At 73.0% G+C, this 15,042-nt stretch carries 13 protein-coding genes; 6 read left to right on the top strand and 7 right to left on the bottom strand.

Features of this window, described 5'->3' with window-relative positions:
* Positions 1 to 599: 599 nt before the first annotated feature.
* A complete protein-coding gene (locus AB852_RS35060) occupies positions 600 to 2,624 on the top strand; it encodes a M4 family metallopeptidase (RefSeq protein WP_073794971.1) in 2,025 nt (674 codons plus the stop codon).
* Positions 2,625 to 2,761: 137 nt separating this feature from the next.
* On the opposite strand, the gene AB852_RS35065 is transcribed toward AB852_RS35060, so the two are convergent.
* Entirely contained in the window at positions 2,762 to 4,090 is a 1,329-nt protein-coding gene (locus AB852_RS35065; RefSeq protein WP_073794973.1) for an aminotransferase class I/II-fold pyridoxal phosphate-dependent enzyme, read from the bottom strand.
* A gap of 92 nt (positions 4,091 to 4,182) precedes the next feature.
* Between AB852_RS35065 and AB852_RS35070 the strand changes: the two genes are divergently transcribed.
* Entirely contained in the window at positions 4,183 to 4,863 is a 681-nt protein-coding gene (locus AB852_RS35070) for a pyridoxamine 5'-phosphate oxidase family protein (RefSeq protein ID WP_073794975.1), read from the top strand.
* Positions 4,864 to 5,121: 258 nt separating this feature from the next.
* Here AB852_RS35070 and AB852_RS35075 read toward each other — a convergent pair whose 3' ends face one another.
* From AB852_RS35075 to AB852_RS35085, 3 genes are all read right to left on the bottom strand, one after another.
* On the bottom strand, positions 5,122 to 6,078 hold the full coding sequence (locus AB852_RS35075) for a DMT family transporter (RefSeq protein ID WP_073794978.1): 957 nt from the start codon (positions 6,076 to 6,078) through the stop codon (positions 5,122 to 5,124).
* Between the two features lie 227 nt (positions 6,079 to 6,305).
* Complete coding sequence (locus tag AB852_RS35080; protein ID WP_245877047.1) at positions 6,306 to 7,388, bottom strand: EamA family transporter; 1,083 nt, start codon at positions 7,386 to 7,388, stop codon at positions 6,306 to 6,308.
* A 206-nt stretch (positions 7,389 to 7,594) separates the two neighbouring features.
* Positions 7,595 to 8,197, bottom strand: a complete 603-nt coding sequence (locus AB852_RS35085; RefSeq protein WP_073794980.1) for a Clp protease N-terminal domain-containing protein — start codon at positions 8,195 to 8,197, stop codon at positions 7,595 to 7,597.
* A 281-nt stretch (positions 8,198 to 8,478) separates the two neighbouring features.
* On the opposite strand from AB852_RS35085, the gene AB852_RS35090 reads away from it, so the two are divergent.
* Positions 8,479 to 8,667: a hypothetical protein gene (locus AB852_RS35090; protein WP_073794982.1), complete on the top strand. Its 189-nt coding sequence runs from the start codon at positions 8,479 to 8,481 to the stop codon at positions 8,665 to 8,667.
* A gap of 168 nt (positions 8,668 to 8,835) precedes the next feature.
* Here the strand turns inward: AB852_RS35090 and AB852_RS35095 are convergent, their stop codons facing one another.
* On the bottom strand, positions 8,836 to 9,441 hold the full coding sequence (locus AB852_RS35095; RefSeq protein ID WP_073794986.1) for a PadR family transcriptional regulator: 606 nt from the start codon (positions 9,439 to 9,441) through the stop codon (positions 8,836 to 8,838).
* A 309-nt stretch (positions 9,442 to 9,750) separates the two neighbouring features.
* Here AB852_RS35095 and AB852_RS35100 point away from each other — a divergent pair, with 309 nt between their 5' ends.
* Positions 9,751 to 10,158, top strand: coding sequence for a YciI family protein (locus AB852_RS35100; RefSeq protein WP_073794988.1), 408 nt, complete (start codon positions 9,751 to 9,753; stop codon positions 10,156 to 10,158).
* An 8-nt stretch (positions 10,159 to 10,166) separates the two neighbouring features.
* Positions 10,167 to 11,312 carry an RNA polymerase sigma factor gene (locus AB852_RS35105; protein ID WP_073795146.1) on the top strand — a complete coding sequence of 382 codons (1,146 nt, stop codon included), beginning with the start codon at positions 10,167 to 10,169 and terminating at the stop codon, positions 11,310 to 11,312.
* Between the two features lie 144 nt (positions 11,313 to 11,456).
* On the opposite strand, the gene AB852_RS35110 is transcribed toward AB852_RS35105, so the two are convergent.
* Complete coding sequence (locus tag AB852_RS35110; protein ID WP_079185149.1) at positions 11,457 to 12,728, bottom strand: phosphatase PAP2 family protein; 1,272 nt, start codon at positions 12,726 to 12,728, stop codon at positions 11,457 to 11,459.
* Positions 12,729 to 13,193: 465 nt separating this feature from the next.
* Here AB852_RS35110 and AB852_RS35115 point away from each other — a divergent pair, with 465 nt between their 5' ends.
* A complete protein-coding gene (locus AB852_RS35115; protein WP_073794991.1) occupies positions 13,194 to 14,030 on the top strand; it encodes a PhzF family phenazine biosynthesis protein in 837 nt (278 codons plus the stop codon).
* A 160-nt stretch (positions 14,031 to 14,190) separates the two neighbouring features.
* Here the strand turns inward: AB852_RS35115 and AB852_RS35120 are convergent, their stop codons facing one another.
* The gene (locus AB852_RS35120; protein ID WP_073795151.1) at positions 14,191 to 15,000 is read right to left on the bottom strand and encodes a CPBP family intramembrane glutamic endopeptidase; all 810 of its coding nucleotides are present in this window, start codon (positions 14,998 to 15,000) and stop codon (positions 14,191 to 14,193) included.
* Positions 15,001 to 15,042 lie beyond the last annotated feature (42 nt).

Genomic DNA, 15,042 nt, shown 5'->3' on the forward strand with positions numbered 1-15,042 from the left:
GGTGCCCCCGCCCCGGACCGCGATACACCGGCGAGCGGTTCCGGGCGGCTCCCCGGTGAGCGACGGAGCCACGCCGCGCCGCCGTCGCTCACCGGGAAGGGGGACGGAGCCACGCCGCGCCGCCGTCGTCCGCGGGAAGGGGGACGGAGCCGCGCCGCCGTCCCCCTTCCCGCTGCCGCCGCGAACCCGTCCACACAGCTGCGAACCCGTCCACCCGCGCGAACCCTTCCGGCCAGTACCCGTACGGACGCCCCCGCCTCGCGGCCCGGGTCACCCGGGAAGCGTGCGACCACCTCCGGACAGGTGCGGCTCCCACGCCGCCCGTCCCGCGCCACGAGTGGGATACGGCCAAGCCTCCGGTGCCCCTTCTGGCGCACGGCTCCCAGCGGTGTCACGCTTCCCGCCGTACCGATCCCCTCCCGACCCGGTGGTCCCCCGAGCCGGAGCGCGTCACTCGCGCGCCACGGGACCACCCGGACTCCGAGCCCTTCGGAAGGGAGCCGACGGCACACCGCACCGGAATCTCTGCCCGTCCGGCACACCCCGTCGGCGGGTCCTGTCCCGGCCGTGACAGACGGCCGGCGCGCAAGGAGTTCGCTATGAGACGGTTTCCCCGCAGGGCCTCGGCCGCTGGAGCCCTGCTCGCAGGTGTCGCGCTGATCGCCGTGGCCGTGCCCTCCGGTACGGCCGGGGCCGCGCCCGCCCGGCCCGGCTCGCCGGGGCCCCAGCCGCGTGCCGGCGCCATGCCGGTGAAGCTCGCACCCGAGCGGCAGACGGAACTGCTCGCGCGGGCCACGGCCGACCGCGCCGGGACGGCGACCGCACTCGGTCTGGGCCCCAAGGAGAGGCTGCTGCCGCGCAGCGTGCTCCAGGACGCCGACGGCTCGGTGCACACCCGCTACGAGCGCACCTACGACGGCTTACCCGTCCTGGGCGGTGACCTGGTCGTCCACACCACGGCGTCCGGCGCGACCAAGGGCGTGACCAGGGCGACCAAGGCCCGGGTCACCGTTCCCCGCACGACCCCCGCCCGTAGCGCCGCCACGGCCACCAGGTCCTCCCTGGCGAAGGCCGAGGGGGAGGGCACCAAGGACGCCGTCCTCGACAAGAAGCCGCGTGCCGTGGTCTGGGCCGCCTCCGGCCGCCCCGTCCTCGCCTGGGAGACGGTCGTGCGGGGCACCCTGCCCGACAACGGCCCCAGCGAACTGCATGTGATCACCGACGCCACCACGGGTGCCGAGCTGTACAGCCACGACGCGGTGAACAGGTACACCGGCGTCGGCCACAGCAGGCACAGCGGTCAGGTCGCCCTCGGCACCTCCAAGTTCGGCACGCTCCACAACATGACCGACACGGAACGCGGCAGTCATCGGACCTACGACGTCACGGGTGTGTGGTCCGGCGACGGCCCCGGCAAACTCCTCACCGACGCCGATGGCGTGTGGGGCGACGGCACCTCGGCGAGCCAGCAGACCGACGCGGTGGACGCCGCCTACGGCGCCCAGGTCAACTGGGACTACTTCGCCCAGGTGCACGAGAGGTACGGCGTACGCAACGACGGCGACGGGGCGAGCTCCCGGGTCCACCGGACGGGCATCCGCGGGGCCTCCTGGGAGGACTCCTGCTTCTGTGTGACCCACGGGCACGACGGCACGACGCCCTACACCTCCATCGACGTCACGGCCCATGAATTCGCGCACGGCCTCATCAACAACACCGCCAGGCTCAGCTACTACGGCGAGTCCGGCGGGCTGGCCGAGGCGACCGCTGACATCTTCGCCGCCGCCGTGGAGTTCCACGCGGGCAACAGCCAGGACGTGGGCGACTACCTGACCGGCGAGAAGGTCGATGTCGGCGGTCTCAACCGTCATGTGCGCCAGATGGACCGGCCGTCCGCACCGGGATGGACCGCCGACTACTGGCACCCGCGCCTCGCGTCCAGCACGAACGGGCGGTACATGGCGGGCCCGGCCGTCCACTGGTTCTATCTGGCCTCCGAGGGCAGCGGCGCCAAGACGATCAACGGGGTCTCCTACGACAGCCCCACCCATGACACCCTGCCGGTCACCCCGATCGGCCGGGCCGCCGCCGAGCGCATCTGGTACCGCGCCCTGACCGTCTACATGACCTCCACCACCGACTACGCCGGCGCCCGGGCCGCCACCCTGTCCGCCGCCGCCGACCTCTACGGGGCGAACTCGGCCGTCCACCTCAATGTGCGGGACGCCTGGGGCGCCGTCAACGTCGGCACCCGCCCCAGCAACCCCACCCCCCGGCCGCCCGGCCCGGCCTTCACCAACTCCGCCGATGTCCCCATGCCCACGCCGCCCGCCGTCGCCGAGTCACCGATCACCGTCACCGGTGTCCCCGGCAACGCGCCCAGCATCCTCCTGATCGATGTGCACACCATCGGGAACCCGAACGCACAGCTCGAACTGGTGGCCCCGGACGGAACCGCCTACCCACTGGCGAGCGGCGGCGGGTTGGAGGGCAACCCCTACATCGCCACAGTCGCCGTGGACGCGTCCTCAGAGACCGCCAACGGCACCTGGAAGCTGCGTGCGCGCGGCTGGGAGTACGCCTACCCCGGCGGGTACATCAACAGCTGGACACTGCACTTCTGACCCAGCGGCCCCGCCTGTCCGCACCTGACCCGGCAAGGCGGTCCCGAGGAGAGTCCTCCTCGGGACCGCCTTCCCCCATGACCTCGCCGCCGACGGCATCGTGGGGCCACCTCACCAGGAGCTGCGGCAGCGGACGGTCACATATAGCGGCGGGAGCGGGCGGGCGCCACGGCGTGGGCCACCGCCTCGGCGAGGGACGGCATGTCGTCGACGGTCAGCGACGAGACGGTGATCCGTACGCCCTGCGGTGAGCGCGCGCGGAAGCGCGCCCCGGGGGCGACCGCCCAGCCGGACTGCAACAGCCGCGCGACCGCGCCCGTCTCGTCCGGGACGGGCACCCATACGTTCATCCCGCTGTGCCCGCCCGCGCCGACGCCCCGCCGGGCGAGCGCGTCGATCAGCGCGGTACGCCGCGCCCCGTACGAGGCGGCGACCTCGCGCGCGTCCACCGCGCCGGCGCGCAGCAGACCGACGACGGCCCGCTGCTGAAGCAGGCTCACCCAGCCCGGCCCGAGACTCTGGCGGCCCTGCACCCGGCCCAGGGTGACCGGGTCACCGGTGAGCACGGCGACCCGCAGATCGGGGCCGTACGCCTTCGCGGTGGAGCGCAGGAACGCCCAGTGCGTGGTGACCCCGGCCAGCGGGCTCAGCGGCTGGTCCACGATCCCGTGCCCGTGGTCGTCCTCGATCAGCAGTACGTCGGGGTGGGCGGCGAGGATCCCCCGCAGGGCACGCGCGCGCGTGGGGGTGACGACGGCACCGGTGGGGTTCTGCGCGCGGTCCGTGACGATCAGGGCGCGGGCGCCCTCGGCGAGTGCCCGTGCCGTCTCCTCGGGGAGCGGCCCCTCACCGTCCACGGCGACGGGGACCGTGCGCAGTCCGAGCGCGGGGACGAGATCGAGCAGGCTGCCCCAGCCGGGGTCCTCGACGGCCACGGTGTCGCCCGGTCTCAGATGCGCGGCGAGCACCCGCTCGACGGCGTCGAGCGAGCCGGAGGTGACGGCCACCGGCCCCGCCGGTACCCCGTCCCGGTCGAAGGCCGCGCGGGTGAGCGCGCCGAGGTCGGGGTCGACCGGGTCGGCGCCGTACAGCACCGGCCGGGCGTCGGCGTGGGAGGCGGCGGCCGTGAACGCGGCGGTGAGCGGGGGCAGCAGCGCGGGATCGGGGTTGCCGTCGGACAGATCGCGCACCCCGGCGGGTACATCGGCGTGGATCATCTCGCGCGCGGTGACCGCGGGTCTGGCGCGGACCTTGCTGCCCCGGCGCCCGTCCGTCTCGATCACCCCGCGCTCCCGGAGGGTGCGGTAGGCGGCGGCGACGGTGTTGGGGTTCACCCCGAGCTCCGCGGCCAGCGCGCGCAGGGGCGGGAGGTGCTGACCGGGCTCCAGGCCACCCCCGGTGACCGCCCGTTCGACGCTGCGGGCGATGTCGGCGGCGCTCCGGCCCATGGGATATTCTCCTAGCACAAAAAGTATTATGCACTAGTGCAATAACGACGGCAAGTGACCGGAGCGGCCGGACGGGCCCCCGGGTCAGCACCAGCACGAGGGAGACGGCCATGCCGGAACAGACCGCCTACACCCCCACGGGACGCACGGTCCCGACCCGTTCCCGCGAGCGGGCGTCCTACGACCGTGCCGTGGTGCACTCGATACTCGACGCCGCCTATGTCTGCCATCTGGGATTCATCCGTGACGGCGCCCCGGTCGTGCTTCCCACGCTCTACGCGCGCGTGGGCGAGCACCTCTATGTGCACGGCTCCACGGGATCGCGCCCCTTGCGGATGGCGGGCCAGGGCGACCCGGGGCTCGCCGTCTGTGTCACCGTCACCCATGTCGACGGGCTGGTCCTCGCGCGGTCCGCGTTCCACCACTCGATCAACTACCGCTCGGTGGTCGTCCAGGGCATCGCCCACCCGGTGACCGACCCGGAGGAGAAGCGCGTGTCGCTCGACGCGCTGGTCGACCATGTCGTGCCCGGCCGCTCCGCCGACTCCCGGCCCGCGAACGCCAAGGAACTGGCGTCCACCGCCGTGCTCAGGCTCGACCTGGCCGAGGTCTCGGCGAAGTGCCGCGCGGGCGGACCGGGCGACGAGCCCGAGGACCTCGGACTGCCGCACTGGACGGGCGTGGTGCCCGTACGGCAGGCGTACGGTGCCCTCGTCCCGGCCGACGACCTCGCGGACGGGATCGCCGTACCGGAGTACCTGGCCCGCTTCCCTGGGCCCGACAGCTCCTGACCGACCGCTTCCTGACACGGCGGTTCCTGACGCACCCACTCCCCGAGCACCGGTTCCGGGCCTACCGGTTCCACCCGTCCTTGGGCACCGGTTCCGGGCCCACCGGTTCCTTGACGCACCCGTCCCTGAGAACCGGTTCCGGACCGGTCCCACCCCGTTCCGGACCACCGGGTGCCGGGGACGGCCGCGCCACGCGCGCCCAGTTCCCCCGGCACCGGGCGGACGCCCCGCCTCCGCCCCGTCCCCGGCACCCGGGGTTCAGACCCGTACGGCCTCGGCCGCCTTCCGTGCCCCGGCGGCGTCCCGGGTCTCCGCGACCGCCAGCCCCGTCACGGCGACCAGCATCAGCAGGGTGCCCGCGACCGTGGCGGGCGTCAGGGTCTCCCCCAGCACGGCCACCGCGATGACCGCGGCGCCGACCGGTTCCAGCAGCATGATCACCGACACGGTCGCGGACCGGACGACCGCGGCACCCGCGAAGTACAGCGCGTACGCGAGGGCGGTCGGCACCGCCGCGACGTACACCAGCAGGCCCAGGACGCGAAGGGGTTCAGCCGTGTGCGGGACCGGCCCTTCGAGCACGGCGAACGGCAGCAGGCAGACGGCCGTGACGGCGAACGCGCCCACGGTCGTGCCCACCGGGTCGCCGCCACCGCGGCCCCACCAGCGGGTCAGTACGGTCATGGCCGCGTAACCGCCCGCCGAGGCGACCGCGAGCAGCACCCCGAGCGGGCGGACACTCGTGGCGCCCCCGCCGAGCACGAGCACCGCCAGACCGGCGAGCGCCCCGCCGACCGCGAGCGTCCCGGCGCGCCCGAGGCGCTCCCCCAGGAGGACACGGGCACCGCAGGCGATCAGTACGGGACCGGCGCCCATGGTCACCACGGTCGCCACCGCGAGACCGGTGGCCTGGACGGCCGCGAAGTAGCAGGTCTGGAAGACCGCGAGGGCCACACCGGTGGCGGTGACCCGGAGCGCCGTACGGCGCCGGGACCCGGGCGCGGCGGCGACGCGTACGCGCGGCCTCAGCAACCGGACGGCGAGCAGCAGGACGAGTCCGCCGGCGCAGCGCCAGAAGGACAGGGCGACGGGCCCCATGTCGCTGACGCGGTAGAGCAGGGACGCCGCGGCCCCCGCGGTGCCCCAGGCGGCACCGGCGATGATCAGACAGAGGAGGCCTCGCCCTACGGGCAGGCCGGTGGCAGTGTTCGACACGTGATCTCTCCGCGGATTCGCAGAAGTTCGGAACGGGACCGTGGAGGGTCCCCGGACTTCTTCTGCGGGCAGCACCGCGCCGCCCGGCGACCGCCGGGCGGGACTACCGCAGGGCCCGCGTCAGCGGGTCGGGGGCGGAAGGACGAGAGCGCGTGCGTGCATGATCGTGAGCGTACGCGGGTCCGCCGGGGTGGGACAAGACCGGGTCGGGCCGGTCGGGCCGCCTGTCAGTCGGACCCGGACCGGGCGGCCGAATCCCCTTCCGGGGCCACGGAGGACACAGCGCCGACCGGTGCTTCGCCGGCCGCTGCGTCGGCGGCCAACGCGGCCGTGGTCGCGACCCCGCCACCGGCGGCGACCGGTTCGGCGGAACCCTTCACCGGCGTGGCGGACTGCGCGATGAACGCGCCGACGACGACCACCAGTCCGCCGACGATCTGGGGGGTCGACAGCGCCTCGCCGAGCAGCACCCAGGCGAGGACCGTGGCGACGACCGCTTCCAGACAGGCCACCACCCCGGCGACCTGCGGTGAGAGCCGCCGCACCGACAGCACGCCGGTCATGTACGCGAGCACGGTCGCGATCAGGACGACCCAGCCGAGCAGCAGATAGGCCGCCACGGGGACGCCGTTCATGTCGGCGGTCCCGGCGAGCACCGACCAGTCCATGCCCCAGGGGCGGGAGACGACCGTCAGCACGGCAGCGCCGATGAGCAGTCCGAAGGCGATGACCCCGAGCGGGTCCGGCGCGTCGGCGCCCGCGTCGCTGCCCTGGTCGGAGAGGAGGAAGTAGCAGGCCTGGCAGCAGGCGGCGCCGAAGGCGAGCAGCAGTCCGAGGGCGTCGAAGCTGAGGCCGGACCAGATCTCGACCACACAGGCGAGACCGCCGACGGCGAGCACGACCCCGACGGCGGCGGCACGTGTCACGGGGCGCCGCTGGACGAACCGCACGTAGCCGAGCAGCAGCGCCGGTCCCAGGTACTCGACGAGCAGCGCGACCCCGACCGGGATACGGGAGATGGACGCGAAGTAGAACGCCTGGACGCCCGCGACGGCGAGCAGTCCGAAGCCCGCCAGCAACGCGGGCCGCCGGCGCAGCAGATCCCGGTGGCGCCAGGCGAGGGGCAGCATCAGGAGTGCGGCCCCCGCGACCCTCAGCCACACCACGTGCAGTGGGTCGAGCCCGGCCTCGATCAGGGGCTTGGCCGCGACTCCGGAGCCGCCGAAGGCGAGCGCCGACACAAGGGCGATGCCCAGACCCACACCGCGGTTCCGGCCGCTCTGATCCAGCTGAGAGGTACGCACCGGCACATGATGCCAGCCGCGACCGGGCATGTCATGAGCGTGTACCGAGTTGACACCTGTCCCGGAGCGGCCACCGGCCGAACCCCGTACGCGGCACGTCGCCCGCCCCGTACGGATCTCCGCCGGGACGGCCACCGCGCGGCGGGCGGAGCGGTCAGCGGGCGGAGAACCGGGCCGGTGGGGATCAGGGAGCGGGGATCAGGGGGCAGGGATCAGGGCGTGGGCCAGGCGGTCCCGTCGCCGCTCCCCCACTCCTCGCGTCCGGCGTCGGCGAGTCCGGCCGCCGCCCGCGCGCCCACCTCCGCGGGCTCCACCCCGGAGTGCAGCAGCACCTCGACGGCACGGCACTCACGGTCGGCGAGCAGCGCGACGAAGAGGTCCAGCCCCCGCGCCCGGTGCTCACCACGCCGCCGGGCGCGCGCCACGGCACGCTCCAGGGCCGCCGCGGCGGACGGCGACCAGCGGATGTCACGTGAGGTGTCCCGAACGGCGGTGGCGGCGCCGACGACGGGAACCGCGCCGGAGTCCTCCACCGAGGACTGCCACTGGAGGCCGTAGCCGATGCTCCGCTGGACGAGATAGCCGAGGACCCGGACGGTCTGCGGCCCCTCGCCGAACGCGGTCCGCACGGCGGGGTCGCTCTCCAGGAGCGAGTGCAGGAGGTGGGCGGTGTCGATCTGGCGGTCCCCGTCGCGCATGGCCCGCCGTCTGGCGCCCGCGACCACCGAGATCACCTCGGCTCGGAGCCGGTCGTCGGATTCGGGTCGTACGGCTCCGCCGCTGTCGGCGGACTGTTGCGGGATACGGGGTTGCACAACTCCTACCCCATCACCCCAACCAGGCGAAAACATCACCGGAGGGGAGCATTCCCGCATCCGACAGAGGTTGGGCATGGGCGTTCCGGTTGTCCTCCTCAGGAAGGAGATCGCGCGCTTTCTCGTCCGCGCCGTGCGCGCCCCCTTGCCTCCGGAGCGCACCCCTGCGCACCACCCGGAGCGCGGACCCGCGCCATCCGGCCCGTCCGGACCCCGGAGCCAATCGGAATATGTGGTTCCGATCAGCAACCGGCGGGTTTTCCCGTACGTCCTTCAGGAGCATGGAGGACGAGTGCTGGCTCGTGACCTTGCCGTCCATCGACGGCAGGGATTACGTGTACCGGGTCTACGCCCCCGACGACGCCCTGCTCGCGGACCTGTTCTGGGAAGCCTGGCACTGTCATGACGAGGGTCCCCACCCCAGGGCGTTCGACCTGTTCGACGCGGCGGAGATCCGGCGCGTGCGCTGACGCCCGCCCCGCGCACACCGTTCCCCGAGCGCCGTCCCGTCCAGCGCGCCACCCCCAGCGCTCCGGCCCCGGCCCCGCCTCACCCCTGACAGCCCGACCCGGCCGACCCGGCGTCCGTCGCCCCGGCATCGGCCGAACTCGACCCCCACCGGCTCGGCCTCTGCCGGCTCAACCCTCGTCGGCGAGGATCAGATACAGCTTCTTGCGGGCCTCGTTGATCACGGCGACCGCTTTGTCGCGCTGCTCCTTGTCGCCGGTCCTCCAGACTTGGCCGAACGCGTCCATCAGCCCGGTCCCGGCCTGCCGGATCTCGTTCAGCGCCTCCCGGTCGGCCCCGCGCCCGGCGTCCTCCCAGGGCGCGTCCGGGCCGTCCGCCGCGGCCTGCCTGCCGGGCTCGGTGAGCGAGAACAGCTTCTTGCCGCCGTCCGTGGCGCTGCTGATCAGACCCTCGTCCTCCAGCAGCTGCAAGGTCGGGTACACCGAGCCCGGACTGGGCTTCCACACCCCGCCGCTGCGCTCGGCGATCTCCTGGATCATCTCGTAGCCGTGCATCGCACGGTCCTTCAGCAGGACCAGGATCGACGCGCGCACGTCCCCGCGCCGCGCCCGCCCCCTCGGTCCGCCACGGCCGCGCCCGCCCCACGGCCCCCCGCCCGGACCGAAGCCCGGCCCGAAGGGACCGAAGGCGGCCCGCCTGCCTTCGAAGCCGCCCCGACCGTGATGTCCGGGGCCGCACGAGCCCTGCCCGTCGTATTCGTGTCCATGGGGACGCATAGCGATCACTCCTTAGTTCATTGATCGGTCGCGATACGTCAACGATATATCGGAGCGACGGTCATAGCAAGACCCCCGAAGACGACCGGGCCGACCTGTCGGGGGCTCCGCATCCGGCCGCCGCGGACACCCGGGTCGGGCACGGCCCGGACGGCGGGCCATGCGGCGGCGTCCTTGCCGACCAGGAACAACGGAACATCCGCACCAGGGAAGAAAAAGTTCGGACGCCGATGTCGAGAACCCGTGTCCGGCTCCGTCCCAGGGTCGAACGCGGCCACCATGGGTCGCACCAGTACCGAGGAGAAGACGATGGCCAAGTACCTGCTGCTCAAGCACTACCGTGGCGCCCCGGCCGCGGTGAACGACGTACCGATGGACCGGTGGACACCCGAGGAGATCTCCGCCCACATCCAGTACATGAACGACTTCGCGGCCCGTCTGGAGAAGACCGGCGAGTTCGTCGACGGTCAGGCGCTCGCACCCGAGGGGACGTTCGTCCGGTACGACGGCGAGGGCCGTCCGCCGGTCACCGACGGCCCGTTCCCCGAGACCAAGGACCTCATCGCCGGCTGGATGGTGATCGACGTCGACACCTATGACCGCGCCGTCGCACTGGCCGGTGAGCTGTCGGCCGCCCCCGGGGCGGGCGGGAAGCCGATCCACGAGTGGCTGGAGCTCCGCCCGTTCCTGACCGCGCCGCCCACCGTCACCGAGTGACCTCCGAGGTGGACGCGGAGCTGCTCCGCCGCCTCACGCCGAGCGTGATCGGTGTCCTCGTCCGCCGCGGAGCCGACTTCGCGGCGGCCGAGGACGCGGTGCAGGACGCACTGGTCGAGGCGGTCCGCCACTGGCCGGCCGATCCCCCTCGGGACCCGAAGGGCTGGCTGGTCACCGCGGCCTGGCGCAAGTTCCTCGACGCGACCCGCGCGGAGACCGCCCGCCGCCGGCGTGAGGACCTCGCCGACGAGGAACCCGCGCCCGGGCCCGCGTCCGCGGCGGACGACACCCTCCAGCTCTACTTCCTGTGCGCCCACCCGTCGCTGACCCCGTCGTCCGCCGTCGCGCTCACACTACGCGCCGTCGGCGGACTGACCACCCGCCAGATCGCCCGCGCCTATCTGGTGCCCGAGGCGACCATGGCGCAACGGATCAGCCGGGCCAAGCGCACCGTCTCCGGTGTGCGGTTCGACCGGCCCGGCGATGTCGCCACCGTGCTGCGCGTGCTCTACCTGGTCTTCAACGAGGGCTACTCCGGCGATGTCGACCTGGCCGCCGAGGCCATCCGGCTCACCCGGCTGCTCGCGGCCCGGGTCGACCACCCGGAGGCGGCGGGACTGCTCGCCCTGATGCTGCTCCACCACGCCCGGCGCGCGGCCCGGACCACACCCGACGGCGGTCTGGTGCCGCTCGCCGAGCAGGACCGCGGCAGGTGGGACACCGCGCTGATCACCGAGGGCGTCGGAATCCTCCAGGCGGCCCTCGCCCGCGACCGGCTGGGCGAGTTCCAGGCCCAGGCCGCCGTCGCGGCGCTCCACGCCGACGCGCCCACCGCCGAGGAGACCGACTGGCCGCAGATCGTCGAGTGGTACGACGAGCTCGTACGGCTGACGGACAGCCCCGTCGTCCGGCTCAACCGCGCGGTGGCCGTCGGCGAGGCCGAGGGACCGCGCGCGGGGCTCGCGGCCCTCGCGGAGCTGGACGTGTCGCTCCCGCGCCATACCGCGGTGACGGCGTACCTCCATGAGCGCGACGGCGACCTGGCGACGGCCGCCCGGCTGTACGCCGAAGCGGCCCGCAAGGCGTCCAACCTTGCCGAGCGCGACCATCTGAACCGGCAGGCCGCCAGGCTCAACACCCGCGAGCCGCGCTGAGCGGTCCCGTTCGGGCCGGGCCGACCGTGAGCCGGGCCGACCGTGAGCGGGACACAGGCCGGACCAGGACCTGGCGCCCCGGTGCGGACCGCCGTGCTCCGGTCCGCACCGGGAGGCGCCGGCCCCGGTCTGACGCGCCCTGGCTCAGGCCATCTCGGGCTGCGGTTCCAGTCGCTGCGCCGGGGTGATCTGCGGCTGGTCCCACAGCTTGGCGATCCGCGCGTAGGCGTACACCACGGAGCACATCGCCAGGATGAGAAGGGGTCCGAACACCCACGGGTACTCGGCCATCTCCATCGACAGATAGCGATAGGACACCAGGAACGCGACGAAGACCGCTGTGCCGTAGGCGACCAGCTGGATTCCCTTGCGGTCCCAGCCGCGGTCGAGCTGGCGCATGCCTGCCTCGATCGTGACCGCGAACACCACACCGGCGACGAGGTCCACGCCGTAGTGGTAGCCGAACCCGAGCGTCGCGGCGAGCGTGGCGATCAGCCAGAACGCCCCGGCGTACCGCAGGAGCCGCGGGCCCTTGCGGGAGTGGATGAAGATCACGGTGGCCCACGCCGTGTGCAGGCTGGGCATGCAGTTGCGCGGGGTGATCTCGTCGAAGGGCATCTGTTCCGGGGCACTGATCTGCGGCAGCGTGTTGGGCCACAGATCGGCCACCGCCCACTGCCCGCCGTCGGCGCCGTAGGCGAAGATCGGTCCGACCACCGGGAAGATCATGTAGATGCCCGGCCCGAGCAGGCCGACCATCAGGAAGGTGCGGACCAGATGATGGCCCGGGAAGCGGCGTTCGGCGGACACATGGCGCAGCTGGTACAGCGCGACGACGACCGCGGCCACCGCGAGCTGCACATATATCCAGTCGAGGAACGTGTGACCCATCGGGCCGGTGGCCTCGACGACCCGGCCCACCAGCCACGAGGGGTCGCCCAGCGCCTGGTCGGCGGCGGCCAGATACGGGTCGAGCACCTGCGGCCGGGCCTTCGACGTGATCAGCAGCCAGGTGTCGCCGGTCTTACGTCCGGCCACCAGCAGCAGACCCAGCCCGACGCCCTTCAGCAGCAGTACCCGGTCCTCGCCCGTGCGGCGCGTGAAGGCGATGACCGCACAGCCCAGGATCACCCACAACGCGCCGTTGCCGTAGGCGAACTTGGCGTCGACCGCCCACCGCACCAGCGCGAAGACGATGTCGATGCCCACCGCGGTACCGGCCGCGATGAACCGCTCCCGCCGGGTGAGCACCACCAGCATCAACGCCATGCTGGCGTACAGCAGCGGTCCCGACGCGGGCGCGAACACCACTTCTCGCGCCTGGTGGACGATCGGCCCCGGCAGGCCGTAGTGGCGCGCGGCGATTTCCAGCGCGATGAGGAATCCGAGGGCCACCACACCCGCCGTGGCCCACATCACCACCCGTGGCTGACGCCACTCGGTGGACGCAAGTCTGCATTTTATTCGCGAAAACACCCGCGATGCTATGGATATCAATTGTTTGGCCGATTTGTTAGATTTTAAGTAATAGGTCACCCTTCATGCCGGACCGTAATGATTTTCCGGTGAAGGACGGCGAAGAGGCGATCGCCATGAGCTCGAACATGCTAGCGGAGCTGTGCGGGTGGGTTTCCCTGGTCACGGGTGGTACGAAAGCCGGTCGGTCCCGTGCCCGGCGGTCCGGCGGCCCGGGGACGGCCATGAACTCCCGTCGCCCCGCCCGACGGAGCCGCTGACCGGGACGGCCGTTCCGGCCTCCTCCCGCACCCCGTCCGACCGCGAGCGACGCAGGCCGGCCCGCCGGACCGCGCGACGGGGAACCGGTCCACACGCATCGGATTGGCCTTGGCGGCGCCGTGACCGGCCCTCTACGGTCGGCGCATGCGCCTACGAATCGTCGATGCGTTCACCGACCGCCCCTTCTCCGGGAACCCCGCCGGGGTCGTCCTCCTCGAACCGTCGGAAGGGGCCGCGACCGGCACGGGCCGGTTCCCCGACGACACCTGGCTCGGGCTCGTCGCCCGCGAGGTCAACCACCCCGAGACGGCCTTCGCGCACCGGCTGCCGCCCGGCGAGGACGCCGACTGGGCGCTGCGCTGGTTCACACCGACCACCGAGGTCGACATGTGCGGGCACGCCACCCTGGCCACCGCCCATGTCCTGCGGACCACCGGCCTCATCGACGGTCCGGTCCGCTTCCGGACCCGCTCCGGTGTACTGACCGCCGCTCCGAACCCGGACGGCACCCTCACCCTGGACTTCCCGACCGCGCAGCTCGGTCCGGTCACCGCGCCCGAGGACCTCAACGCCGCGCTGGGCGCCGAACCGCTCTCCGTACTGGACACGGGGCAGCTCGGCGATCTGCTGGCCGAGTTCGCGGACGAGGCGGCCGTCCGCGCCCTGGCCCCCGACCTCCGGGCGCTCGCCCTGGTCTCCGAACGAGGTGTCATCGCCACCGCGCCCGCGCAGGACCCTTCCGCGGGCCATGACTTCGTGTCGCGGTGCTTCTTCCCCCGGTTCGGGATCGACGAGGACCCGGTGACGGGCAGCGCGCACACCGCCCTGGCACCCTTCTGGTCGGCCCGGCTGGGCCGCACGGAACTGACCGGACGTCAGGTGTCGCCGCGTTCCGGCGTCGTACACACCCGCCTCATGGGCGACCGCACCCTGCTCACCGGCAGCGCGGTGACCGTCATCGACGGCGAACTGCTCGCCTGACGAACCTCAGGCGATCGGCGGCGGACGGTCCGGGGGGCGGGAAGCCGGGATGCGGGAAGCCTGGAGGCGGACGGCCCGGGGGCAGAGCGGCAGTCCCCCCGGGCAGTGGGGCCGACCCCTTGAAGGAGTGGCCGACCGCCCCCGGCAACGGCCGCCCGGCTCAGGGAGTCGGCAGCCAGTCGACCCGGCCCGCCAGCAGCGCGTACCCGACGAACGCCCCGATGTCGAGCAGGGTGTGCGCGACGACGAGCGGGCCGACCCGCCCCCACCGCCGGTACAGATACACGAAGACGACGCCCATCACCAGGTTCCCGATGAAGCCGCCGATGCCCTGGTACAGGTGGTACGACCCACGGAGCAGCGAACTGGCGCCCAGCGAGGCCCACGGGGACCAGCCGAGCTGGTCGAGCCGGCGCAGCAGATAGCCGACGACGACGACCTCCTCCAGCACGGAGTTCTGCACCGCCGCCAGGATCAGCACCGGGTACTTCCACCACACCTCGGGCAGCGCCTCGGGCACCACGGTGAGATTGAAGCCCAGGCCACGGGCCAGCAGATAGAAGGCGATCCCGGTGCTGCCGATCACCGCCGCGAGCGCCGCCCCGCGCCCCAGGTCGAACCACGGGCGCGTCCGGTCGAAGCCGATGGCACGCAGCCCGGCGCCCTCCCGGATCAGCAGATGCGCGACCAGCGCGACGGGGACGAGCGCGGTGCTGATCCCGAAGAGCTGCCAGGCCAGGTCGAGCCAGGGGCGGCCGGGAGCGGCCGAGGCGTTCATGGTCGCGGCCTGGTCCTTGAGACCGCCCGGCTCGGTGACCGAGCCGATGAAGCTGATCAGCGCGGACACCCCGCTCGCGCCCAGACAGAGCGCGAGGACGAGCAGTGTCTCGTCCCGCAGTGTCCGCCGTGAGAGCCGTTCCACCGGACGCACCGGATCCGCCCCGGCCACCGCTCCCGCTTCCGTCCGCACCCGTGCCTCCATCGAGTAGTCCCGCCGCGCCCCGGCCCCTGC

Source organism: Streptomyces uncialis, assembly GCF_001905345.1.
In the GTDB taxonomy this organism is placed as follows: Bacteria; Actinomycetota; Actinomycetes; order Streptomycetales; family Streptomycetaceae; genus Streptomyces; species Streptomyces uncialis.